General features: G+C 69.1%; 23 protein-coding genes and 2 pseudogenes. 15 read left to right on the top strand and 10 right to left on the bottom strand.

The window, feature by feature from the left end; genetic code table 11:
• The coding region (locus tag G3N64_RS31925; RefSeq protein ID WP_205787737.1) for a LysR family transcriptional regulator at nucleotides 1–746 on the bottom strand (746 nt) is incomplete at its 3' end.
• Between the two features lie 106 nt (nucleotides 747–852).
• Here G3N64_RS31925 and G3N64_RS31930 point away from each other — a divergent pair.
• A complete protein-coding gene (locus G3N64_RS31930) occupies nucleotides 853–2,127 on the top strand; it encodes an MFS transporter (RefSeq protein WP_205787738.1) in 1,275 nt (424 codons plus the stop codon).
• Nucleotides 2,128–2,188: 61 nt separating this feature from the next.
• On the opposite strand, the pseudogene G3N64_RS31935 reads toward G3N64_RS31930, so the two are convergent.
• Nucleotides 2,189–2,488 (bottom strand): annotated as a pseudogene (locus G3N64_RS31935) (glutathione S-transferase); the annotation flags it as partial.
• Nucleotides 2,489–2,644: 156 nt separating this feature from the next.
• Here G3N64_RS31935 and G3N64_RS31940 point away from each other — a divergent pair.
• Both G3N64_RS31940 and G3N64_RS31945 read left to right on the top strand, forming a co-directional pair.
• Nucleotides 2,645–2,935, top strand: coding sequence for a hypothetical protein (locus G3N64_RS31940; RefSeq protein ID WP_205787739.1), 291 nt, complete (start codon nucleotides 2,645–2,647; stop codon nucleotides 2,933–2,935).
• 45 nt (nucleotides 2,936–2,980) lie between these two features.
• Nucleotides 2,981–5,101, top strand: coding sequence for a phospholipase C, phosphocholine-specific (locus tag G3N64_RS31945; protein WP_205787740.1), 2,121 nt, complete (start codon nucleotides 2,981–2,983; stop codon nucleotides 5,099–5,101).
• 60 nt (nucleotides 5,102–5,161) lie between these two features.
• Here G3N64_RS31945 and G3N64_RS31950 read toward each other — a convergent pair whose 3' ends face one another.
• The gene (locus G3N64_RS31950; RefSeq protein ID WP_205787741.1) at nucleotides 5,162–5,785 is read right to left on the bottom strand and encodes an alpha/beta hydrolase; all 624 of its coding nucleotides are present in this window, start codon (nucleotides 5,783–5,785) and stop codon (nucleotides 5,162–5,164) included.
• Between the two features lie 350 nt (nucleotides 5,786–6,135).
• Here G3N64_RS31950 and G3N64_RS31960 point away from each other — a divergent pair, with 350 nt between their 5' ends.
• The 4 genes from G3N64_RS31960 to G3N64_RS31975 are packed head-to-tail and all read left to right on the top strand — an operon-like array spanning nucleotide 6,136 to nucleotide 8,772.
• A complete protein-coding gene (locus G3N64_RS31960; protein ID WP_205787742.1) occupies nucleotides 6,136–7,077 on the top strand; it encodes a glyoxylate/hydroxypyruvate reductase A in 942 nt (313 codons plus the stop codon).
• Nucleotides 7,078–7,103: 26 nt separating this feature from the next.
• Nucleotides 7,104–8,036: a hydroxymethylglutaryl-CoA lyase gene (locus G3N64_RS31965; protein ID WP_205787743.1), complete on the top strand. Its 933-nt coding sequence runs from the start codon at nucleotides 7,104–7,106 to the stop codon at nucleotides 8,034–8,036.
• 26 nt (nucleotides 8,037–8,062) lie between these two features.
• Nucleotides 8,063–8,569 carry a YbaK/EbsC family protein gene (locus G3N64_RS31970; RefSeq protein WP_205787744.1) on the top strand — a complete coding sequence of 169 codons (507 nt, stop codon included), beginning with the start codon at nucleotides 8,063–8,065 and terminating at the stop codon, nucleotides 8,567–8,569.
• Nucleotides 8,566–8,772: a DUF1289 domain-containing protein gene (locus G3N64_RS31975; protein ID WP_085042738.1), complete on the top strand. Its 207-nt coding sequence runs from the start codon at nucleotides 8,566–8,568 to the stop codon at nucleotides 8,770–8,772. Before G3N64_RS31970 ends, G3N64_RS31975 begins: the two co-directional genes overlap by 4 nt.
• Nucleotides 8,773–9,025: 253 nt before the next feature.
• On the opposite strand, the gene G3N64_RS31980 is transcribed toward G3N64_RS31975, so the two are convergent.
• Nucleotides 9,026–9,928, bottom strand: coding sequence for a DMT family transporter (locus G3N64_RS31980; RefSeq protein WP_205787745.1), 903 nt, complete (start codon nucleotides 9,926–9,928; stop codon nucleotides 9,026–9,028).
• A 112-nt stretch (nucleotides 9,929–10,040) separates the two neighbouring features.
• Here G3N64_RS31980 and G3N64_RS31985 point away from each other — a divergent pair, with 112 nt between their 5' ends.
• Nucleotides 10,041–10,532: an Lrp/AsnC family transcriptional regulator gene (locus G3N64_RS31985; protein WP_205787746.1), complete on the top strand. Its 492-nt coding sequence runs from the start codon at nucleotides 10,041–10,043 to the stop codon at nucleotides 10,530–10,532.
• A gap of 34 nt (nucleotides 10,533–10,566) precedes the next feature.
• Here the strand turns inward: G3N64_RS31985 and G3N64_RS31990 are convergent, their stop codons facing one another.
• Entirely contained in the window at nucleotides 10,567–11,463 is an 897-nt protein-coding gene (locus tag G3N64_RS31990) for an alpha/beta hydrolase (protein ID WP_205787747.1), read from the bottom strand.
• Between the two features lie 266 nt (nucleotides 11,464–11,729).
• Here G3N64_RS31990 and G3N64_RS31995 point away from each other — a divergent pair, with 266 nt between their 5' ends.
• Nucleotides 11,730–12,689, top strand: a complete 960-nt coding sequence (locus G3N64_RS31995) for a nitronate monooxygenase family protein (protein WP_205787748.1) — start codon at nucleotides 11,730–11,732, stop codon at nucleotides 12,687–12,689.
• 118 nt (nucleotides 12,690–12,807) lie between these two features.
• Here the strand turns inward: G3N64_RS31995 and G3N64_RS32000 are convergent, their stop codons facing one another.
• From G3N64_RS32000 to G3N64_RS32010, 3 genes are all read right to left on the bottom strand, one after another.
• Nucleotides 12,808–13,770 (bottom strand): LysR family transcriptional regulator, encoded by a 963-nt coding sequence (locus G3N64_RS32000; RefSeq protein ID WP_085042743.1) that lies wholly within the window; start codon nucleotides 13,768–13,770, stop codon nucleotides 12,808–12,810.
• A 181-nt stretch (nucleotides 13,771–13,951) separates the two neighbouring features.
• On the bottom strand, nucleotides 13,952–15,028 hold the full coding sequence (locus tag G3N64_RS32005; protein ID WP_205787749.1) for a porin: 1,077 nt from the start codon (nucleotides 15,026–15,028) through the stop codon (nucleotides 13,952–13,954).
• A gap of 345 nt (nucleotides 15,029–15,373) precedes the next feature.
• A complete protein-coding gene (locus tag G3N64_RS32010; protein WP_205787750.1) occupies nucleotides 15,374–15,856 on the bottom strand; it encodes a peptide-binding protein in 483 nt (160 codons plus the stop codon).
• Nucleotides 15,857–16,202: 346 nt separating this feature from the next.
• Here G3N64_RS32010 and G3N64_RS32015 point away from each other — a divergent pair, with 346 nt between their 5' ends.
• The 5 genes from G3N64_RS32015 to G3N64_RS32035 all read left to right on the top strand — a co-directional run bounded on the left by G3N64_RS32015 (nucleotide 16,203) and on the right by G3N64_RS32035 (nucleotide 21,181).
• The gene (locus G3N64_RS32015; RefSeq protein WP_205787751.1) at nucleotides 16,203–17,234 is read left to right on the top strand and encodes a bile acid:sodium symporter family protein; all 1,032 of its coding nucleotides are present in this window, start codon (nucleotides 16,203–16,205) and stop codon (nucleotides 17,232–17,234) included.
• A 406-nt stretch (nucleotides 17,235–17,640) separates the two neighbouring features.
• Entirely contained in the window at nucleotides 17,641–18,663 is a 1,023-nt protein-coding gene (locus G3N64_RS32020) for a LacI family DNA-binding transcriptional regulator (RefSeq protein WP_205787752.1), read from the top strand.
• Complete coding sequence (locus G3N64_RS32025) at nucleotides 18,660–19,940, top strand: AGE family epimerase/isomerase (protein WP_205787753.1); 1,281 nt, start codon at nucleotides 18,660–18,662, stop codon at nucleotides 19,938–19,940. Before G3N64_RS32020 ends, G3N64_RS32025 begins: the two co-directional genes overlap by 4 nt.
• A complete protein-coding gene (locus G3N64_RS32030) occupies nucleotides 19,937–20,845 on the top strand; it encodes a carbohydrate kinase (protein WP_205787754.1) in 909 nt (302 codons plus the stop codon). The genes G3N64_RS32025 and G3N64_RS32030 overlap by 4 nt, the downstream gene beginning before the upstream one ends.
• Nucleotides 20,846–20,959: 114 nt before the next feature.
• The gene (locus tag G3N64_RS32035) at nucleotides 20,960–21,181 is read left to right on the top strand and encodes a hypothetical protein (RefSeq protein WP_096508285.1); all 222 of its coding nucleotides are present in this window, start codon (nucleotides 20,960–20,962) and stop codon (nucleotides 21,179–21,181) included.
• Between the two features lie 27 nt (nucleotides 21,182–21,208).
• Here the strand turns inward: G3N64_RS32035 and G3N64_RS32040 are convergent, their stop codons facing one another.
• Nucleotides 21,209–21,403 carry a DUF2905 domain-containing protein gene (locus G3N64_RS32040; protein WP_006477606.1) on the bottom strand — a complete coding sequence of 65 codons (195 nt, stop codon included), beginning with the start codon at nucleotides 21,401–21,403 and terminating at the stop codon, nucleotides 21,209–21,211.
• 12 nt (nucleotides 21,404–21,415) lie between these two features.
• Nucleotides 21,416–22,609: an SAM-dependent methyltransferase gene (locus tag G3N64_RS32045; RefSeq protein WP_205787755.1), complete on the bottom strand. Its 1,194-nt coding sequence runs from the start codon at nucleotides 22,607–22,609 to the stop codon at nucleotides 21,416–21,418.
• A gap of 13 nt (nucleotides 22,610–22,622) precedes the next feature.
• Between G3N64_RS32045 and G3N64_RS32050 the strand changes: the two are divergent.
• Nucleotides 22,623–22,917 (top strand): annotated as a pseudogene (locus G3N64_RS32050) (short-chain dehydrogenase); the annotation flags it as partial.

Here is a 22,917-nt window from a genome sequence, read left to right on the forward strand (position 1 = left end):
CGGCACGGCCGGTCGAACACGGCGAGCGGCAACGGCTCGCCCGGCCCGGCCATTGCACCGATGCCCGTTTCGCCGCGCGGCGCCTGCGCCGCATCGGCATCCGTGCCGCCCCCGCCCGGCGTGCCGAAGCCGCTCGCGCCCAAGCCCGCCGCCCCGACCCACTGCATCGGCACCTGCGCGATCACTTCGCTGTCGACTCCCGCGCGCGCGACCAGCGCCGCCGATGCCGGATCGCCCCACACCAGCGCGAGATCGAGCTGGTTCGCGTCGAGCCGGTCGAGCAAATCGGCATTGCGCGCCACGCGCGCCTCGATCCGCACCTTCGGATGCGCGCGCGCGAACCGCCCGAGCACGTCGGGCAAAATCGCCTCGCCGAAATCCTCCTGCAGCCCGACGCGCACCCAGCCATCGAGATTCATGCCGCGCACGGCCGCGGCCGCCTCGTCGTTCAGCTCGATCATCCGGCGCGCATAGCGCAGCATCGCGTCGCCGGCGTCGGTCAGCGCAAGCCCGCGCCCGGCTTTCACGAACAGCGGCGTACCGGCCTGCTCCTCGAGCTTGCGGATCTGCGCGCTCACCGCCGACGACGAGCGCGAGACGCGGTCGGCCGCCTTCGCAAAACTGCCGAGATCCACACCCGCGACGAGGCTGCGCAACGCCGCCACGTCGAAGTTGGGCCGCGCCAGCGCGGCATCGGCCAGTGCGAGCGACTCGCCGTCGCCACGCGGAATGTGTTGCCCGGCCATATCGATCATCCTGTTTCATCGAACGATTCATCAAAAACTTTCCGATTTTCAGGATGAATGTAGGTCGCCAGACTGTCGATGTCAATTTCCAACCGGGCCTGCCGTCATGGATACCTCGTACGTCGCTTCTCCCTCCTCGCCCGCCCGCGATGCACGCGGCCCGGGCCATCGCTGGCGCGTGCTGGCCGCCGGCGTCGCCGCGAACATGAGCTTTTCGGCCGCAGCGGCGGGCATTCCGACCACGGCCGTGTGGATGCGCTCGGCCTATCACCTCGACAACGGCGCACTCGGCCTCGTGCTCGGCGCGCTCGGCTTCGGCGTCGCGCTGTCCGAGCTGCCGTGGGGGATGGCCGCCGACCGCTTCGGCGACCGCCGCGTGCTGCTCGCCGGGCTCGTCGCGACGGCCGCGATGTTCGCGCTGATGGTGTGCACGATCGTCCCGACCGCGCACGGCGTGCCGCCGCTGATGCGGGTCGTCGTGGCGATGTGCTGCGTCGGCCTGCTCGGCGGCAGCGTGAACGGGTCGAGCGGGCGCGCGGTGATGCGCTGGTTCGGCGAGCGCGAACGCGGGCTCGCGATGAGCATCCGCCAGACGGCCGTGCCGCTCGGCGGCGGCATCGGCGCGGCGCTGCTGCCGTCGCTCGCGTCGCACCTGGGCTTTGCCGCGGTATTCGGCGCGCTGATGCTGCTGTGCGCGGGATCGGCGGCACTGACCTGGCGCTGGCTGCACGAGCCGCCCCCCGCACCGGCCGCCGTGGACATCGCCGCGACACGTGCGACCGGGCAGCCGCATCGGGCTGCCCTGCGCACCGGCGGCCCGCTGACGAGCGGCCCCGTGTGGCGCATCGTGCTCGGCATCGGCGCACTGTGCGCGCCGCAGTTCGCGGTGCTCACGTTCGCGACGGTGTTCCTGCACGACTTCGGCCGGCTCGGCCTCGCCGGCATCAGCACGGCGATGGTCGTGCTGCAGTTCGGCGCGATGGTGATGCGCGTCTGGAGCGGCCGCCATACCGACCGGCACGGCAACCGGCGCGCGTACCTGCGCGGTTCGGTGCTCGTCGCGGCCGGCTCGTTCGCGCTGCTCGCGGCCGCGACGGCCGGCAGCCCGCAGGTACCGCTCGCCGCGATCGTCGTGATTCTCGTGTTCGCCGGCATCTGCGTGTCGGCATGGCACGGCGTCGCGTACACGGAGCTCGCGACGCTTGCGGGTGCGAACCATGCGGGCACCGCGCTCGGGATGGCGAACACCATCGTCTACCTCGGGCTGTTCGCGACGCCGCTCGCCATTCCGGCGCTGCTCGCCATCAGTTCGTGGAGCGTGGTGTGGCTCGCGGCGGCACTGGTCGCGGGCACGACCTATCCGCTGTTCGCCGCGCGCTAGCGGCCGCGCGTTGCATGCGGGCATCGCGGCCCACGCCATGACGCCCGCGCCTCAGCCCCAGTCAGACTGTTTCGCGCGCCAGCGCCCGCCGCGCGGCGGGCCGTTCGGCCTCGCGCTGCGCGTGGGCGGTCCACGCGGGATGCCGCGTCATGTCGAGCCCGATCGCGACGCCCCAGCGATACAGCACGAGCAGGAACGGATCGACGATCGAATGCGCGCCCGGCTCGGCCCACCGACGGCCGTCGGCAAGCGCGGCTTCGATCGTCTCGTTCGCCGCTTCGATCGTGCCTCGCCCGTGCGCGCTGACCTCGCCGTGCAGGGCGGGATCGCCGATGAAGCGGCCCGGCCGCCACAGCGCGCCGGGAAATTTTGCATCCCCGCACCCTCGTGCAAGCGACGGGTCAGGCTATCGAAAGCATTTCGCGATCACGCGCCGGTCGCAAACGATTCACCGAAACGTCGCATCGCACCGGCATACTCGAAAACGTTTCCCGATCAGCCTGCCAGGAGAGAAGTCATGCGTCGCGTTTCCGTCGTCGTTCTTTGTGCCGCCGCTTTCGTCGCCGCCTGCAGCGACGACGCGCCGCACGACGCACACGCGACCGATGCGTCGCAACAGGCCGGTGCATCGGCCGGCTCCGCCAGCGCATTCAACAACGATGCCGCCGCGAACGCTGCCGCGTCCGATGCCGCGCCGCTCGCGCCGCCCGTCGTGCACTACCCGCCCGATGACGACGACGACGCGAAGCCCGCGGCGAACGCAGCGAACGCGGCCGCGTCGAGTGCCGCCGCGTCGTCGCCCGGCTGATCCCGCCGCTTCCGTCCCCCGACCGCAGAACCGAGGTGAAATAACATGACGTCATCGAGCCGCCGCCGTTTCCTGCATACCGTCGCACAATCCGCGGGCGCCGCCGTTGCGCTCAACGCCTTCCCCGAATCGATCCGCCGCGCACTCGCGATTCCCGCCGCGCGCGGCACCGGCACGATCCGCGATGTCGAGCACATCGTCGTGTTCATGCAGGAAAACCGCTCGTTCGATCATTACTTCGGACACCTGCGCGGCGTGCGCGGCTACAACGACCGCTTCCCGATCCCGCTGCCGAACGGCAAGCCGGTGTGGTACCAGCCGTCGAAGGCCGACCCGCGCAAGCCGGTGCTGCCGTTCCGGCTGAACACGCTGACGACGAGCGCACAGTGCGTCGGCGACCTCGACCACTCGTGGTACAAGACGCACGCGGCAATCGACGGCGGCCGCTACGACCAGTGGCCCGCGAACAAGACCGACATGACGATGGGCTATCACGTGCGCGAGGACATCCCGTTCCACTACGCGCTCGCCGATGCGTTCACCGTGTGCGACAACTACTTCTGCTCGCTGCCGGGGCCAACGCACCCGAACCGCTCGTACCTGATGACGGGCACCGTCGACCCAACCGGCAAGTTCGGCGGCCCGCTGCTCGACAACAGCGACTACGTCGACGGCGACGGGCCGCCCGCCTACCCGCTGCTGTCGTGGACGACCTTTCCCGAGCGTCTCGAAGCGCACGGCGTGTCGTGGCAGATCTACCAGCAGGGCACGACGGGCAACGACCCGTACAACGGCAACTACGGCACGAACGTGCTGCAGAACTTCGCGAACTTCATCAACGCGAAGCCGGGTTCGTCGCTGTACCAGCGCGCGCAGACGGTGCGCACGCTCGACAACCTGAAGGACGACGTGATCAACGACCGGCTGCCGCAGGTGTCGTGGCTGTGCCCGCCCGCGGCGTTCTCGGAGCATCCGAAATACACGCCCGCGTACGGCGCGAACTACACGTCGCAGATCCTCGACGCGCTCACGTCGAACCCGGACGTCTGGCGCAAGACCGTGCTGTTCATCATGTACGACGAGAACGACGGCTTCTTCGACCACATCGTGCCGCCGCAGCCGCCGACGTCGGCCGCGCAGGGCGCGTCGACCGTGACGACCGACGGCGAGCTGCACACGGTCGTGAACCCCGGCCGCGGCGGCAGCTACACGGCCGACGGCCTGCCGTACGGCCTCGGGCCGCGCGTGCCGATGACGGTCGTGTCGCCGTGGACGAAGGGCGGCTTCGTGTGCTCGCAGGTGTTCGACCACACGTCGGTGATCCGCTTCATCGGCGAGCGTTTCGGCATCGACGAACCGAACATCACGCCGTGGCGCCGCACGGTGTGCGGCGACCTCACCGCCACCTTCGACTTCCGCTCGTCCGACGCGTCGTTCCCGCCGCTGCCCGACACGAGCCAGTACCGCTCGATCGCCGACCAGCAGTGCACGTCGCAGCCCGCGCCGACCGTGCCTGCGACGCCGTCGCCGGTCGACCCGCAGGAGCCCGGCGTGCGGCCGGCGCGTGCGCTGCCGTACGAGCTGCACGTGAACGCGAGCATCTACGGCGGGACCCGACTGCGCATCGAATTCGCGAACCGCGGCAACCAGGGCGCGCACTTCCACGTGTATGCGACGAACCGCACCGACGGCCCGTGGCGCTACACGGTCGGCGCACGCCGCGTGCTGCATGCGGACTTCGACCTGACGGTGACGAACGGTGCATACACGTTCGCGGTGTACGGGCCGAACGGCTTCGTGCGCGTGTTCTCGGGCAACGAGTCGGCCCCGGCCGCGCCACATCGCAACCCGGCGCAGCCGGAAGTGAAGGCCGGCTACGACGTCGCGAACGGGAACCTGTACCTGAAGCTGCGCAACCACGGCGGGGCTCACGTCACGCTGACGCTGACCGACAACGCGTACGGCGCGCCGTCGCGGCAGGTGACGCTGCATGGCGGTGACGAGCGCGTCGAGCAGTGGATGCTCGCGTCGAGCCACCAATGGTATGACGTGACGGTGAGCGACGGCGCGGCCGGTACCTTCTCGCGCCGTTTCGCGGGCCATGTCGAGAACGGCCGGCCGAGCTATTCGGATCCGGCCGCAGTGCGGCCCGTCTCCGCGGCGTAGGCGCGACGGCGCGGCGTGCCACGGCACCCGCCGTGCCGCGCGTGCCGCCCGCCCGGCTCGTCAGATCGCGTGCGCGAGCGCGCGGTCGACGAGCACGGCTTCGAAGCCGTCGTCCGCATCGCGAAAGCGCAGCGGTGCCGCGCAGTGGACGAGCGTGTCGATGAAGTACTTCGCGCGCGGCCACGGCCCGAAGCCGGACGCGGTGTTGATGTGGCCGGCGTCGCCAAGGTTCACGAACGCGCTGCCCAGGTGCTGCGCGAGCGTACGCGCGTCGCCGAGCGGCATCCACGGATCGGTCTCGCTGCCGATCACGATCGACGGCACGGCGAGCCGGCGCGCGTCGAACGGCCCGGCAAACGTGAATTTCTTCGGACTGGCGGGCGCGACGAGCAGCACGCCCGCGACATCGCCGGTATGCGGCCACTGCGCGAGCGCATGCGCGGCCGCGAGGCAGCCGAAGCTGTGCGCGGCCAGCACGAACGGGCCGCGTTCGCGGTCGAGCAATGCGCGCACCGATTGCGCCCAGCGCGCGAGATCGGGCGCGTCCCAGTCGTCCTGCTCGACGCGCAGCGAGCGCGGGAACTGCCGTTCGAGCCAGGTCTGCCAGTGAGCGCCTTCGCTGCCGTGCAGGCCCGGAACGGTCACGAGCCGCGGCGGCCACGCCGATTTGCTGCATGCGCGCATGATTGCCCTCGCTTGCTTGAAGACGGGCTTCGATTGTGGCGCGGCGCCCCCGGCGGCCGAACCAATATTTTGTGCTTTGCTTTTGCGGGGGCGGCCATCCGCGACGGCGCCCCCCCCGGAAGCGGCCACCCACGCCGGTCGCCCGCCCCGAGCACCGGCGCGCGATGCGCCGCGAAACCGTAGAATGTGGGCTTCCCGTCAGCTTCACCCGGAACCGGGGCCGGGCGCCGACGCGCCGGGCGCCCGGTCGTCAGGAGACGTCCGATGTCCGCTACGCCCGCCGGCGCGCTGCGCCCGGCCCCGCTCGCCGTTCCCGTGACGCGCCTCGCCGGCGCGCGCGCCATCGTCCAATGAAGATCCTGTTCCATTCCCCGCACCAGGAAGCCGGCGCGTGGCGCGACGCGATCGCGCAGGCGCTGCCGGAAGCCGAACTGCGCGCGTGGCAGCCGGGCGACACGGCCGCCGCCGATTACGCGCTCGTCTGGCGCGCACCGCGCGAATTCTTCACCCCGCGCGACGGCCTGCGCGCGATCTTCAACCTCGGCGCCGGCGTCGACGCGCTGCTCGCGCTCGAGCACGCGCATCCGGGCACGCTGCCGCCGCACGTGCCGCTCGTGCGGCTCGAAGATTCGGGCATGGCGCAGCAGATGGTCGAATACGTGACGCACGCGGTGCTCCGCTACCTGCGCCGCTTCGACGAATACGAAGCATTGCAGCGCGAGCGCCGCTGGCAGCCGCTCGAACCGCATGCGCGCGCAGGCTTCACCGTCGCCGTGCTCGGCCTCGGCGTGCTCGGCGCGCAGGTCGCGCTCGCGCTCGCCGCACTCGGCCTGCCCGTGCGCGGCTACAGCCGCAGCGCGAAGCAGCTCGACGGCATCGCGACCTTCGCCGGCGACGGCGCGTTCGATGCCTGCATCGACGGCGCGAAGGTACTCGTCAACCTGCTGCCGAGCACGCCCGACACCGACGGCATCCTGTCGTCGCGCGCGTTCGCGCGGCTCGCGCCCGGCGCGTATGTCGTCAACGTCGCACGCGGCGCGCATCTCGTCGAGGCCGACCTGCTCGACGCGCTCTCGAACGGTCGGATCGCCGCCGCGACGCTCGACGTGTTCGATCGCGAGCCGCTGCCGGCAGACCATCCGTTCTGGCACACGCCGCGCATCACGATCACGCCGCACAGCTCGGCCGAGACGCTGCGCGACGAAGCCATCGCGCAGATCGCGGGCAAGATCCGCGCGCTCGAGCGCGGCGAGCGCGTCGGCGGCATCGTCGACTACGCACGCGGCTACTGAACCTACAAGCAAACCAGGAGACAACCATGACGTTCCCCACCGCCGTCAAGATCGTCGAAGTCGGCCCGCGCGACGGGCTGCAGAACGAGAAGACCTTCGTGCCGACCGACGTGAAGATCGCGCTCGTCGACCGGCTGTCGCACGCCGGCTTCCGCAACGTCGAGGCCGCGTCGTTCGTGTCGCCGAAGTGGGTGCCGCAGATGGCCGACGGCGCCGACGTGATGGCCGGCATCGAGCGCCGCGCGGGCACCGTGTACTCGGTGCTCACGCCGAACCTGAAGGGCTTCGAGAATGCGGTCGCCGCGCGCGCCGACGAAGTCGTGATCTTCGGCGCAGCGAGCGAGGCGTTCTCGCAGCGGAACATCAACTGCAGCATCGCCGAGAGCATCGCGCGCTTCGAGCCCGTCGCGAAGGCGGCGAAGGATGCGGGCCTGCGGCTGCGCGGCAGCGTGTCGTGCACGCTCGGCTGCCCGTACCAGGGCGACGTGCCGGTCGCCGCGGTCGTCGACGTCGTCGAGCGCTTCGCGGCACTCGGCTGCGACGAGATCGACATCGCCGACACGATCGGCGTCGGCACGCCGAAGCGCACGCGCGAAGTGCTCGCGGCCGTCACGCGCGTGTTCCCGCGCGAACGCCTGTCGGGCCACTTCCACGACACCTACGGCCAGGCGCTCGCGAACATCTACGCGGCGCTGTTCGAAGGGATCGAGATCTTCCACGCGTCGGTCGCGGGCCTCGGCGGCTGCCCGTACGCGAAGGGCGCGACCGGCAACGTCGCGACCGAGGACGTGCTGTACCTGATGCAGGGCCTCGGCATCGACACCGGCGTCGATCTCGCGCAGGTCGTCGCCGCCGGCGACTTCATCTCGAACGCGATCGGCCGCGCGAACGTATCGCGCGCCGGTCGCGCACTGCTCGCCAAGACACAGAGCGCGGCCGACGCCGCGAACTGCGTATGACCCCGGTATTCGATGGATTCCTCAACATGACGACACCCGCTTCATTCGATTCCCTCCCCGATTCCGCGCGACGCGTCGCGCTGCTGCTGCGCGAGCGCGGCCATGCGAAAGGCATCGTGATGCTCGCCGAAACCGGCAAGACGTCGGCCGAGGCCGCGGCCGGGCTCGGCTGCTCGGTCGCGCAGATCGCGAAGTCGATCCTGTTTCGCCGCCAGGCGGACGGCGCGCCGGTGCTCGTGGTCGCGAGCGGCGTCAATCGCGTCGACGAGAAGAAGGTCGCCGAGCAGGTCGGCGCGGTCGGCCGCGCGGACGCGAAGTTCGTGCGCGACAACACCGGCTATGCGATCGGCGGCGTCTGCCCGATCGGGCATCTCGTCGAACCCGTCACGCTGATCGATGCCGACCTGCTCGAGCTCGACAGCCTGTGGGCGGCCGCCGGCCATCCGCACGCGGTGTTCAACCTGTCGCCGAACGAACTCGTGTCGCTGACGGGCGCGCCCGTCGCGGACGTCGCGTTGCGGGAGCCCGTATGAGCGACGTGCCGGTGCCGGTCGGAACGGTCGGGTCGCCGTGCACCGACGTATGCCGGATCGATCCGCGCACGGACTGGTGTGCGGGTTGCCTGCGCACGCGCGACGAGATCAAGGGGTGGCGTGCATCGGACGACGACGCGAGGCGCGCGTTGCTCGCGCGGCTCGATGCGCGGCGGCGCCTGCTGGCGAGGAGCGGCGCATAAAAAAATGCCGTTCAGCCTGACAGGCGAACGGCATGAGATCGGAATCCTGTGAACGTGATCAACGTCACAGCCCGCATCATACGAGCGACGCAGCCGCATCGCATCGGGTGTTTCCCTACAACTTCTTACAGCGTCTTCCACGCGTGCGCGCACACCGCTTTCGTTCGGCATCTGCGCGCAATACGCATGCCTGAAATGCGCATTCGGCGAACCGCCGCGCTGCTCCGCGGCGGCACCGAATCGTACGACCGTTTCAGTTGCCGACTGCCGCGCGGCGCGCGGGCACGATGCGCCAGCCGAGATTCACGCCGGCCGCCGCGAGCAGGATCAGCAGCGCGCCGACCACCTGCGTCCACGCGAGCGTCTGCCCGAACGCGACGCGATCGACGACGATCGCGACGACCGGATAGACGAACGACAGCGCCCCGGTCATCGCGGTCGGCAACTTCTGGATCGCGCCATACAGCAGCACATACATCAGGCCCGTGTTCACGACGCCGAGCACGACGAGGTCGAGCCATTGCGCGGCGGTTGCCGGCAACGCGCCGAAGTGCGCGAACGGCGCGAGCAGCAGGACGCCGAGGCCGGCCTGCAACAGCGCGAGCAGATGCGGGGGCGTGCCCTTCAGGTGCTTCGTGACGATCGACGAGATCGCATACAGGAACGCCGCGCCGAGCGACAGCGCGACGCCTTCCAGATATTCGCCCGGCACCGCGAGCACGGCGGGCTCGACACGCACCACGGCGACGAGCCCGACGAATGCGAGCGCGAGCCACGCGAGCGTCGATGCGGTGATCCGCTCGCGGAACACGATCGCGCCGAGCGCGACGAGCATGAACGGCTGCGTGTTGTAGACGGCGGTCGCCATCGAGATCGAGGCGCGCGAATAGGCGGCGAACAGCAGCAGCCAGTTCGCGACGATCGCGACGCTGCCGAGCGTCGCAAGCGCGAGCATCCGCGGCGAGAACAGCGCGCGGCGCAGGAAGCCGAACGCCGCGCAGACGATCGCGAGCGTCGCGGCACCGAACAGGCAGCGGAAGAACACGACGTTCGTCAGCGGCTGCTGCGACGACATCACGAGCCAGCCGATCGTGCCGGACATCATCATCGCGACGACCATCTCGGCGGCGCCGCGGCGAATTTCATTCGAAGCCATCGTGAACTCCGTTCGGAAGAGTGGATGACTTCGATTCTAGAAACTTGCTTTCGCGGCAACCACGGCTAAACTGAAGTGAATCCATCGATTCACCTTCGAAAGCAAAGCGATCATGCCGAAACGCCTTTCCCCGCCCGCCGTCGCGTCGCTCGACGCGACCGACCGCGCGATCCTCGCGGCGCTGGCCGACGACGCGCGCATCGCGACCAGCGAGCTCGCCCGGCAGATCGGTCTGTCGGCGCCCGCGACCGCCGACCGCGTGCGGCGGCTCGAGTCGCAAGGCGTGATCGCCGCGTTCACCGTCGAGCTCGACCCGCGCGCGCTCGGCTACACGCTGCAGGCGATCGTCCGCGTGAAGCCGTTGCCCGGCCAGTTGCATCTCGTCGAAGAGATGCTGCGGCGGATTCCCGAATTCGTGGAGTGCGACAAGGTCACCGGCGAAGACTGCTTCATCTGCCGGCTCTACCTGCGCACGATCGCGCACCTCGACGACATCCTGTCGAAAGTGACGGAGCGCGCCGAGACGAGCACCGCGATCGTGAAATCGACACCGGTGCCGCGCCGCCTGCCGCCCCTCGTCGAAAGCGATCCCGCGCAGCGCTAAGCGGCGGGCGGCACGCGCCGCCCGCACGCCCCCCTCATGCGGCCGCGTCGCGCGCCTCGAAGAACGCGAGCAGTTCGTCGATCAGCGCGACGGGCGCCTCTTCCGGAATGTAGTGCCCGCACTCGAGCGCGCGGCCGCTGACGTCGCGCGCGACGCGGCGCCATTCGTCGAGCGGATCGAAGCAGCGGCCGACGATCCCGTTCTCGCCCCACAGCACGCGCAGCGGGCACGCGACCTTGTTGCCGCGCTCGAGATCCGCACGGTCGTGCTCGAGATCGATCGTTGCGGACGCACGGTAGTCCTCGCACATCGCATGCACGGCGCCCGGCTGCGCGAGCGCCGCCCGGTACGCGGCGAGCGCCTCGGGTGCGAACGGCGCGAGCCCGGCGGACCGGTTGCCCATCACGCGCTCGATGTACGCATCGGTATGCCCGCCGACCAGCGTCTCGGGCAGCGGCTCCGGCTGGATCAGGAAGAACCAGTGGAAATACGCGGTCGCGAACGCGCGATCGGTTTTCTCGTACATCGCGAGCGTCGGCGCGATGTCGAGCAGCATCATCCGCTCGACGGCGTCCGGATGATCGAGCGCGAGCCGGTGTGCGACCCGCGCGCCGCGATCGTGTGCGCACACATGGAAGTGCTCGAAACCGAAATGCCGCATCACGGCGACCTGGTCGGCCGCCATCGCCCGTTTCGAATACGGCGCATGCTGCGCGTCGCTCGGCGGCTTGCCCGATGCGCCGTAACCGCGCAGGTCGGTGGCGATCACCGTGAAGTGATTCGCGAGCGTCGCGGCAACGCGATGCCAGATCATGTGGGTTTGCGGATGTCCGTGCAGCAACAGGAGCGGCGGACCCGCGCCTCCTTTGACACCGAAGATATCGGTGTCCTGCACCGTCACGCGAAACGGTGCAAACGCCTCAAACGACATGGTTTGTTTCTCGTTGGTTTGTTATGGCGGCTATTTTAGGAGCGCTGGCGCATCTACACAGCGGGGCAACAGCCAGAATCCGTAGAAAGAGAACACTCACTCGATTGCCGGCACACCGCGCATTTTGTTAAGCTCGCGTAGAATCGCACGATCGTTCGTATTAATAGGGACGACCTCGTTTCGCAGCTACACTCGAATGACCGTTCGACCGTAAAGCATGGCGTCGGCGCGACTGCGCGGCCGCCCCTGGAGACTGGAGACATCACATGGCATTGCCCACCGTCCTGCAGAACCTGACGCTGCCCGTCATCGCGTCGCCGATGTTCATCGTCAGCTACCCCGAACTCGTGCTCGCGCAATGCAAGGCGGGCATCGTCGGCTCGTTCCCCGCGCTCAATGCCCGCCCGGCCGAACTGCTCGACGAGTGGCTCACGCAGATCCAGTCCGAGCTCGCCGACCACAAGGCGAAACACCCCGACGCGGTGATCGGCCCGATCGCGGTCAACCAGATCGTCCACCAGTCGAATGCGCGGCTCGAGCACGACGTGCGCGTATGCGTCGAGCACCAGGTGCCGATCTTCATCACGAGCCTGCGCGCGCCGGCGCGCGAGATCGTCGACGCGGTGCACAGCTACGGCGGCATCGTGCTGCACGACGTGATCAACCTGCGTCACGCGCAGAAGGCGCTCGAAGCCGGCGTCGACGGGCTGATCCTCGTCGCGGCCGGCGCAGGCGGCCATGCGGGCACGACGTCGCCGTTCGCGCTCGTCGGCGAAGTCCGCAAGATCTTCGACGGCCCGATCGTGCTGTCCGGCTCGATCGCGAACGGCGGCTCGATCCTCGCCGCGCAGGCGATGGGCGCCGATTTCGCGTACATGGGCACGCGCTTCATCGCGACGCAGGAAGCACACGCGATCGACGACTACAAGCACGCGATCGTGAACGCGAAATCGTCGGACATCATCTACACGAACCTCTTCACGGGCGTGCACGGCAACTACATTCGCGAGAGCATCGAGAAGGCCGGCCTCGATCCGGACGCGCTGCCGGAATCCGACAAGACCAAGATGAATTTCGGCAGCGACAAGACCAAGGCGTGGAAGGACATCTGGGGTGCCGGCCAGGGCGTCGGCCTGATGGACGACCTGCCGAGCGTGGGCGCGCTCGTCGAGCGGCTGAAGCGCGAGTACGACGACGCGAAGGCGCGGCTCGGCATCCCGCGCTGACGGACGCGGCGGCCATCGCGGCCGCCACCGGCGCGCATACCGTCGGACAAAACAAAAAGCGCGAATCGCAGAGCGGTTCGCGCTTTTTTTGTCCCCCCGCCGCAGCGGGATTCACGGCTCACACCGCGCGCTTCATCCGCGTAATCGGCAGCACGCGCAGGCGCGATTCGATCGACGGGCACAGCGACTGCCCTTCGAAACGCGCCGCCAGGAAGTCGACGAACGAACGCACCTTCGCGGACACGTGACGACGGCTCGCATACACCGCATAGATCGGCGCTTCGTGCGGCGGCACCGCATCGAGCAGCACCGGCACGAGCCGGCCGGACTCGATGTCGTCGCCGACCACCTCGGTGCCGAGCAGCGCGATGCCCGCGCCCGCGAGCACGGCCGCACGCAGCCCTTCGAGGTGATTCACGATCAGGTTGCCGTTCAGGTTCACGCGCGACGCGGCGGCCGCATCGATCACCAGCGAGTCGAGCATCGTCGAATTCGAGTCGCGCCGCAGGTAGTTGTGGTGCGCGAGATCGGCGATCGTCTCGGGCGTGCCGTGCTTCTCGAGATACTCGGGCGACGCAACCAGCAGGATGTGCGCGGTCGCGATCTGCCGCGCCACCAGCGACGACGATTTCAATCCGTTCGGCGCCGCACGCACCGCGACGTCGTAGCCTTCCTCGATCAGGTCGACCACGCGATCGGACAGCGTCATGTCGACGGTCACGTCCGGGAACCGGCCCGCATAATCGGTGACGGCCTGCATCACGTGCCGCAGCCCGAACGCGGACAGCGACGTGACGCGCAGCCTGCCTTGCGGCACCACGCTCGCGGCGCCGACGGCCTGCCCGGCTTCGTCGAGTTCCGACAGCGCCTGCACGAGGCGCTCATAGTATTCGCGTCCCGCCTCGGTAGGGGCGACGCGTCGTGTCGTGCGATGCAGCAGCCGCGCACCGAGCTGCTGCTCGAGATGCATCACGTGCTTGCTCGCCATCGCAGCCGACATCTGCATGCGCTCGGCCGCGCCGACGAAGCTGCCCACTTCGACGACGTAGCGAAACACATTCATGCTGACGAGGGTATCCATCGAACTAGCTCGTAATGACGGGGGAATGGTCCAATTACGAGATAGGGTAACAAAGGCGAGGAAACAGAAAGGTCAACAAAGGCAAAACGGCGCCGCGGATCGCGGCGCCGTTCTGGCGGAAAAAACATGTAGTCCGGACGCACTTTTCGCATGCGTCCGGCGCACCGATCGTGCGTGTGCGTCAGAACTTCGCGCGGATGCCGGTGCCGAACGTGTTGCCGGTCGACAGGCCGCTGATGTGATCGTTCATGTACGCAGCGTAGACGTCCGTGCGCTTGGACAGCGGATAGTCGTAGCCGACGGCCCAGGTCTGGCGCGTCTGGTCGAGGCCGCCCGAATCGCGCGAGTACGCGTACGACGCCATCGCGTTGCCCACGCCGAGCGGCACCGACACGCCGCCCTGCGCGGTATTCACGTGCCAGCTGCCCGCGACCTGGTCATTCTTCGTATACATGTACTGGCCGAACAGCTTCACGACCTTCAGGTCGTAGGTCGCACCGACTTGCGCGATGCCCTGGCTCTTCATGCCGGCCACCAGCGCGCTCAGGTCACGCGGGCCGTTGTTGAAGTTCACGTACTGGTAGACCGCGGTCGCCGCGAACGGGCCGTTCGCATAGTTGAACTGCGCGCTCCACTTCTTCGAGCCGTTGTCGCCGGCCTGGTTGCCGAGCGCGTACATCGCGCCGAAATTCAGACCACCGAACGACGGCGACGTGTACGACAGCGCGTTGTTCCAGCCCGAATCGCCGACGGCGCCCTGGTCGCTCGGGTAGGTCGGGAACGTGCCGAGGCCGAGGAACACGTGGTACACCATCGGCGAGAAGGTGTACGAATCGTAGAACGGGTTGAACAGGATCGTCGACAGGAACAGGTGCGTCGTCAGGCGCCCGGCCGTCACCGTACCGTACGGCGAATCGATGCCGACGTACGCGTTGCGGGCGAAGAACGTGTCGCCCTGGAAGCGGCCGAACTGGCCGTTCTGCGCGCGGAAGAAGCTTTCCAGCGTGAAGATCGCCTTGTAGCCGTTGCCGAGATCCTCGGCGCCGTGCAAACCCCAGTACGACGTCGACATGCCGCCGCCGCTCACGTTCCACGCACGGTCGCCGCCCGGGAACTTGGTGGCGCCGACCCATTCGTCAACCTGCCCGTAGAGCGACACGCTCGACTGCGCATGGACGGGTGCGGCAGCCGCCACGCAGGCGGCCGCGGCGATCAGCTTGACGGACGTGCGCGACGCACGGCGAGCGAATGCTTTCATTGGATCTCCAGATTTTGTCGAGTAGTCGATAAGTGGCGCGAGCGTTGTTTTTTGGAGCCGAGTGCTTGCGTCGTATGGGGCGCAGCCATCTTTACGGATCATTCGTCCGGTCAAAATTGCGCACACTTATTGCGGGTATAGCGGCAGCATTAACTTCGCGGAATTGATACATGGCCGGGTACGCGTCGGCGGCCTGGCGTGAACGCGGTCGCACGGCGGGACGGCGGCGTGGCGCACGCGAGCCGGGCGCGAAAGATAGCGCAATGCGACGGGAAAATCAGCGGAAATCTGTGCGCGACTGTGGCGAATTCGCATCAGCCGGCGGAGGGACGAGCGCGCGGGCGCTCAGTTTCGGTAGAACGGGGAGAAAGACGGCGAGTGTGCAGGCTCTTCCTGCGAGCGGGGGGGCGGCATCGGACGGCCGCCGCGCTCCTCGTTGTAGCGCGCGACGTCGGCGCGGATCGAACCGGCGCGCAGCGGCACGTTGCCGCCGCCCGACGGGCGCGGCATCTGGCGCGCGTCGGCGCTGATCGGGCGATACGGGCTTTGCGCGGCGTAATGGCCGTACGACGGTGTCGGCCGCAGCCCCCAGCGGGAACCGTAGCCGTTCACGCCGCCGGCGCGTGCGCCGGCAGGGGGCGCAACGCGGCGCCAGACGGGGGCACCGCCAGCCGGCTGACCGTACGCGCGCATGTCGCCGCCACCGAAGCCGTGGCTGCCGAACCCATGACCGCCGTGGGGCGGCTGCGCGAGCGCGAGCGGCATCAGCAACGCGCCGAGCACGCCTGCCACCCATCGTCCGATCTTCCGTTTCACCCGTTCCGTCATCGTTCAGTGCCTGTCCACGCCCGCCGCCGGCTCCTTTCGGCCGACCCAAGGCTTTCAGCAGTAATTTATGAGCAGGCCGAAAGCGTGTCGAGCCCAAAAGTGTTATGTCGCCGGCATCGGTGTAACACCATGTTACTGCTAGGTTTTTTCACTTCGGCGGGCGACCGGGGCAGAACATTCTTCTGCCGTTTTGCGCATGGCCGGGCCGGTACCGTGAGCGCTGTTGCATGAAACTGATTCATCAATCGATTCCCACAATGAATTTGTGTAGTGAATCGCCAGCCGGGACAATGACGCCATCCGCGCGCGCGACGCGCGCCTCCGTCGCTTCCGAATCGAGTTCCCGATGGCCCGTCCCCGTTTTCTTCCCGACAACTTCACGCTCGCGCTCGTCGGCACCGTCGTGCTCGCGAGCCTGCTGCCGTGCCGCGGCCCGGCCGCCCACGCGTTCAACTGGGCGACCAACATCGCCGTCGGCCTGCTGTTCTTCCTGCACGGCGCGAAGCTGTCGCGCGAGGCCGTCGTCGCGGGCGCGACCCACTGGCGGCTGCATGCGGTCGTGCTGCTGAGCACGTTCGCGCTGTTCCCGCTGCTCGGCCTCGCGCTGAAACCCGTGCTGCAGCCGCTCGTCACGCCGACGCTGTATGCGGGCGTGCTGTTCCTGTGCACGCTGCCGTCGACGGTCCAGTCGTCGATCGCGTTCACGTCGATCGCGAAGGGCAACGTGCCGGCCGCCGTGTGCGCGGCATCCGCGTCGAGCCTGCTCGGGATCTTCGTCACGCCGGCGCTCGTCGGGCTGATGATCACGTCGCAGTCGGCGGCCGCCGCGTCGCCGTGGAGCACCGTCGGCAGCATCGTGATGCAGCTGCTCGTGCCGTTCATCGCCGGCCAGTTGCTGCGGCCCGTGATCGGTGGCTGGATCGACCGCAACCGCGGCGTGCTGCGCTTCGTCGACCAGGGCTCGATCCTGCTGGTCGTCTACGTCGCATTCAGCGAAGCCGTCAACGAGGGCCTGTGGCACCAGATCCCGCCGCGCGCGCTCGGCGGCCTGCTCGTCGTCAACCTCGTGCTGCTCGCGATCGCGCTGTTGCTGACCGCGTTCGTCAGCAAGCGGCTCGGCTTCAACCGCGCCGACCAGATCACGATCATCTTCTGCGGCTCGAAGAAGAGCCTCGCGGCCGGCGTGCCGATGGCGAAGGTGATCTTCTCGGCGAACGCGGTCGGTGCGATCGTGCTGCCGCTGATGCTGTTCCACCAGATCCAGCTGATGGCGTGCGCGGCGCTCGCGCAGCGCTGGGGCGCGCGCGACATGAGCGGCGAGCACGACGAGGGCGACGCGGCATCGGCGCCCGGCGTGCTGAGCGCGGGCAAGCGCTGACGATCGGGGCGGCGGGACGGTACCGGGTGGCGCCTTCCCGCCTTCCCGCCTTCCCGCCTTCCCGCCTTCCCGCCTTCCCGCCTTCCCGCCTTCCCGCCTTCCCGCCTTCCCGCCTTCCCGCCTTCCCGCCTTCCCGCCTTCCCGGCGGCCTGATCAGGCCGCCGGGCACGCGCGCACCAATGCATGAAGCCGGCCCGCTTGCCGCCACTTCCCGCTCGCCAGATCCCCTCACGCCCACCTTGCCTTTTTCGCGTTTTGTTTAGTATTTTTAGTAACGGCGTTTTCGCAGATTAGCGCTTAAAAACCGGGAATTCCCGGGTATTCCCCGGCTATCCGGCCCGAATTCCGCGGTACGTTTTACTATACAATCGCCTCCACCCTAAACAAACCGGACCCCGAACGAACGATGGGTACCACCATTCGCGATGTGGCGCGGGCGGCAGAGGTCTCGATCGGCACCGTCTCCCGCGCGCTGAAAAACCAGCCGGGCCTGTCCGAAGCCACGCGTGCGCGCATCGTCGCGATCGCGCAGCGGCTCGGCTACGATTCCGCGCAGCTGCGGCCGCGCATCCGCCGGCTCACCTTCCTGCTGCACCGCCAGCACAACCGCTTTCCGGCCAGCCCGTTCTTCTCGCACGTGCTGCATGGCGTCGAGGACGCGTGCCGCGAGCGCGGCATCGTGCCGACGCTGCTCACGGTCGGGCCGAACGACGACGTACTGCGCCAGATGCGCCCGCACGCGCCCGACGCGATCGCGGTGGCCGGTTTCATCGAGCCCGAGACGATCGAGGCGCTCGCCGCGACCGGCCGGCCGCTCGTGCTGATCGACCTGTGGGCGCCCGGCCTGCGCTCGGTCAACATCGACAACGCAACGGGCGCGGCGCTCGCGATGCGCCACCTGCTCGCCACCGGCCGCACGCGGATCGCGTTCATCGGCGGCTCGCCCGCCCACTACAGCATCGCGCAACGCGCGATCGGCTACCGGCGCGCGTTCTTCGAGGCCGGGCGGCTGTTCGATCCCGCGTACGAAGTGACGATCGACGCGGGGCTCGATCCCGACACGGGCGCCGCGCGTGCGATGGAGCAGCTGCTCGACGCGCCGGGCCCGCGCCCGGAAGCCGTCTTCGCGTACAACGACGCGGCCGCGCTCGCCGCGCAGCGCGTCTGCACCGCGCGCGGGCTGCGCATTCCCGACGACATCGCGATCGTCGGCTTCGACAACATCCCGGCCGCCGCGCACGCGAGCCCGCCGCTCACGACGCTCGCGGTCGACAAGGAGGCGCTTGGCCGCCGCGGCGTCGAGCTGCTGCTCGCGGAAGCGCCCGAGCGCACCGAGATTTCCCTGCCCGTCGAGCTGATCGTGCGGGCCAGCAGCCAGCCCGCCGGTTCCCCGGCGCTCGATACCGCCACGGTTACCGAATCATCATGAACATGCCCCCGGTCCAACCCTGCACGGCCGCGCCGGCCGCCCACACGCAAGCCGCGCCGTTCGTCGCGAGTTTCCGCGACCCGTCGTTCCTGCTGTCGCACATCGAGGACACGCTGCGCTTCTACGCAACGAACGCGTTCGACCCGACGGGCGGCTTCTACCACTACTTCCGCGACGACGGCAGCATCTACAACCGCACGTCGCGGCACCTCGTCAGCAGTTGCCGGTTCGTCTTCAACTACGCGATGGCATACCGGCATTTCGGCGATCCGCGTCACCTGGACTACGCGCGCCACGGGCTGCGCTTCCTGCGCGACGCGCACTGGGACGACGAACTGCAGGGCTACGACTGGGAACTCGACTGGCGCGACGGCGCGAAGCGCGAGACGCTCGACGGCACGCGCCATTGCTACGGGCTCGCGTTCGTGCTGCTCGCGGCCGCGCACGCGACGATGGCCGGCATCGACGAGGCGCGTCCGCTGATCGCGACCACCTACGAGCTCGCCGAGCACCGCTTCTGGGATGCGGCCGCGGGCCTCTATGCGGACGAAGCGACGCCAAACTGGATCGTCTCGTCGTACCGCGGCCAGAACGCGAACATGCACATGACGGAGGCGCTGCTCGCGGCCTACGAGGCGACCGGCCACCTCACGTACCTCGATCGCGCGGAAAAGCTCGCGACCCACATCACGCAGCGCCAGGCCGCGCTGTCGGGCGGGCTCGTGTGGGAGCACTATCATGCGGACTGGTCGGTCGACTGGGACTACAACAAGGAAGACAGCTCGAACATCTTCCGCCCGTGGGGCTTCCAGCCCGGGCACCAGACCGAATGGGCGAAGCTGCTGCTGATCCTCGAGCGGCACCGCCCGCTCGACTGGCTCGTGCCGCGCGCGGCCGAGCTGTTCGACGCGGCGCTCACGCACGCGTGGGATGCCGATCACGGCGGGCTGTACTACGGCTTCGGCCCCGACTTCACGATCTGCGACCACAACAAGTATTTTTGGGTGCAGGCGGAAACCTTCGCTGCCGCCGCGATGCTCGGCTCACGCACCGGCAGCGAGCGCTTCTGGGACTGGTACGACGAGATCTGGCGCTATAGCTGGGCGCACTTCGTCGATCACCGCTACGGCGCGTGGTACCGGATCCTCACCTGCGACAACCGCAAGTACAGCGACGAGAAGAGCCCGGCCGGCAAGACCGACTATCACACGATGGGCGCGTGCTACGACGTGCTTGCGACCCTCGCGCGTGCGCAGCGCAGCGAGCCGACGCAATGAGTGGCGGCCTGTTTCCGGCTTTCGTGTCGGCGGGCGACATCCTGACCGACATGGTGCGCGCGGGCGATGCGCAATGGGCATCGGTGCCGGGCGGCGCCGGCTGGAACGTCGCGCGTGCGGTCGCGCGGCTCGGCGTGCCGAGCGCGCTCGCGGGCTCGATCGGCGAAGACTGCTTCTCCGACGTGCTGTGGCGCACGAGCGAGGCGGCCGGGCTCGATCTGCGCTTCCTGCAGCGCGTCGCACGGCCGCCGCTGCTCGCGATCGTCCACGAGACGCGCCCGCCCGCGTACTTCTTCATCGGCGAAACGAGCGCCGACCTCGCGTTCGATCCCGCACGGCTGCCGGCCGGCTGGATCGATCACGTGAAATGGGCGCATTTCGGCTGCATCAGCCTCGTGCGCGAACCGCTCGCCGGCACGCTGGCCGCCCTCGCGGCCGACCTGCATGCGCGCGGCGTGAAGATCAGCTTCGACCCGAACGTCCGGAACCTGATGACGGCCGCGTACCGGCCAACGCTGGAGAAGATGGCCGCGCTCGCCGACCTGATGAAGGTGTCCGACGAGGACCTGCGGCACCTGTTCGGCGGCGACGGCGCCGACGCGATCGGCGCGGTGCGGGCGCTGAACCCGCGCGCGGCCGTGCTCGTCACGCGCGGCGCGCAGGCGGCGACGCTCTATGCGGACGGCGACGTGCATGAAGCCAGCCCGCCGCGCGTCGAGGTGGCCGACACCGTCGGCGCGGGCGACGCGTCGATCGGCGGCATGCTGTTCAGCCTGATGGCGGCGCCGCAGCGATCGTGGCGCGAGCATCTCGTGTTCGCGCTGGCGGCGGGCGCCGCGGCGTGCCGGCACACGGGCGCGCACGCGCCGACGCTCGACGAAGTCGTCGCGCTGATCGAACGCTGACCGCCGCAAGGGTGACCGGACGCCGCAACCGCGCGCCGTTCGGTCACCGATAAGCGGCGCTGTACATGCTGCGCCGCAGTGCTACGATGAAGTGTCCTTTTGCGGGAGAGCACGATGGACACGAACACGTTCACGAAGGGCATCTACACGGCCAAGGCGCATACCCAGCATGCGGGCAACGGGCAGTTCCAGGGTTACGTGATCCTCGCGCGGGACGACGGGGACGAGACCGAGAACATGCGCTACGACGTCCACTCGACGAGCCCCAGCGAGGAAGAAGCGTTCGACGAGGCGAAGGCGCTCGCGCACCGGATCCTCGGCGAGATCGAGCTGTAGCGCCCGCCGCCCCCTATTCGGCGCGGCTCAGAGCAGCCGCGCCACCATCGATAGCAGCATCGTCAACACCAGCGTCGACATGAACGGGAACGGGTAGCGCCGTCCGCCGAGCGTCAGCGTGACGTCGCCCGGCATCCGCCCGATGCCGAGCTTGCCGAGCCACGGCCAGCAGCGCGTCAGGATCATCACCGCGATGAACGTCGTCAACAGCCAGCGCAGCATGACCGGCTCCCGTCAGAGTGCGTGCGAGCGGTCGCCGCGCGCGAACGCGTCGAGCGTGCCGTCGATGCCGCGCGAGAACGCGATCACCTTGAACAGCTCGCCCATCTCGGCTTCGGAGATCAGCTTCTGCACCGCGTTCGCGGCCGGCAGGAACGCGTGGATATCCGACGGATCGATCGCCGACAGCGCGTCGGTGATGCCCGCGTTCAGCAGGAAGCGCGCCTGCGACGTGTAGCCGAGCAGGTCGGCACCGGTGGCGATGGCCGCGTCGTAGATGCCGGTGAATTCGACGTGCGCGGTGATGTCCTGCAGCCCCGGGTACAGAAATGGATCGTCGTGCGCATGGTGGCGGTAGTGGCACATCAGCGTGCCGCGGTCGCGCTGCGGATGGTAGTACTCGTGTGCGGGAAAGCCGTAGTCGACCAGCAGCACCGCCCCACGCCCGAGCATCGTGCAGACGGTGCGCGTGAACGCCAGCGCGGCCTCGTGCGTCTCGGTCACGTAGCCGTCGCCCGCGTCGTCAAGACCCGCGAGCACCGGCGGCAGGCCGTCCGGCGCGGCCGGACGGTCTTCGAACACGAACGCCTGCCGCGCGTCGAGCGCGACGCCGCGCTCCTGCCATGCGCCGCCCGCCTTCGCGAACAGGCGCACGGGCATCGCATCGAGCACCTCGTTGCCGACCACGACGCCGTCGAACCGCTCGGGCAGCACGTCGAGCCAGCGTACCTTCGCGGCGAGCGCCGGCGCAGCGGCCGTGATCGTGTCGCGCTGCCGTTCGCGCAGCTCGCCGGACAGGTCGACGATCAGGTATTCGTCGAGCCCGGCCTCCAGCGCGTCGAGCGCCGCGAGCAGCCCGGCCGCGAGCTTGCCGGTGCCGGCGCCGAACTCCATCACGCAACGCGTGCCGCTCGCCGCGAGCGCTTCCGCGACCGGTTGCGCGAGCGTCTGCGCGAACAGCGGCGACAGCTCGGGGGCGGTGACGAAGTCGCTGCCGTCGTCGGCGCGGCGCCCGAACTTGCGCGCGCCACCGCTGTAATAGCCGAAGCCGGGCGCATACAGCGCGCGCTCCATGAAGCGGTCGAACGGCAGCCAGCCGCCGGCCGCCGCGATCTCGTCGCGCAGTTGCGCGGCAAGGGTTTCGGACTGCGCAAGCGCGTCAGGGCCGGGAGCAGGTAAACTAGCGGGTTCGTGAGCTTTCGGGTTCATCCCGGCATTGTAAATGACCGTTTCAGCCGATACGTCGACCCAGCGCGTGGCGCTCGTCACTGGTGCCCTGGGCAGCGCGGCCGACGCCGCGTCGATCGGTCGTGCGCTCGCGACGGGATTCGCCCGGCGCGGCTGGGAGGTCGCGCTGCAGCGCAGCCCCGGCACGCCGCGCGCGGCCGCCGACGCGCTCGTCGCCGAAGTCGCGGCGCTCGGCCGCCGCGCGGTCGTGCTCGACGCCGATCTGGCCCTGGAAGCCGACGCCGCCGGACTCGTCGCCGCGTGCGGCGCGGCGCTCGGCCGGCCAGCAT

Source organism: Burkholderia sp. Ac-20344 (assembly GCF_017104975.1).
Taxonomy (GTDB): Bacteria; Pseudomonadota; Gammaproteobacteria; order Burkholderiales; family Burkholderiaceae; genus Burkholderia.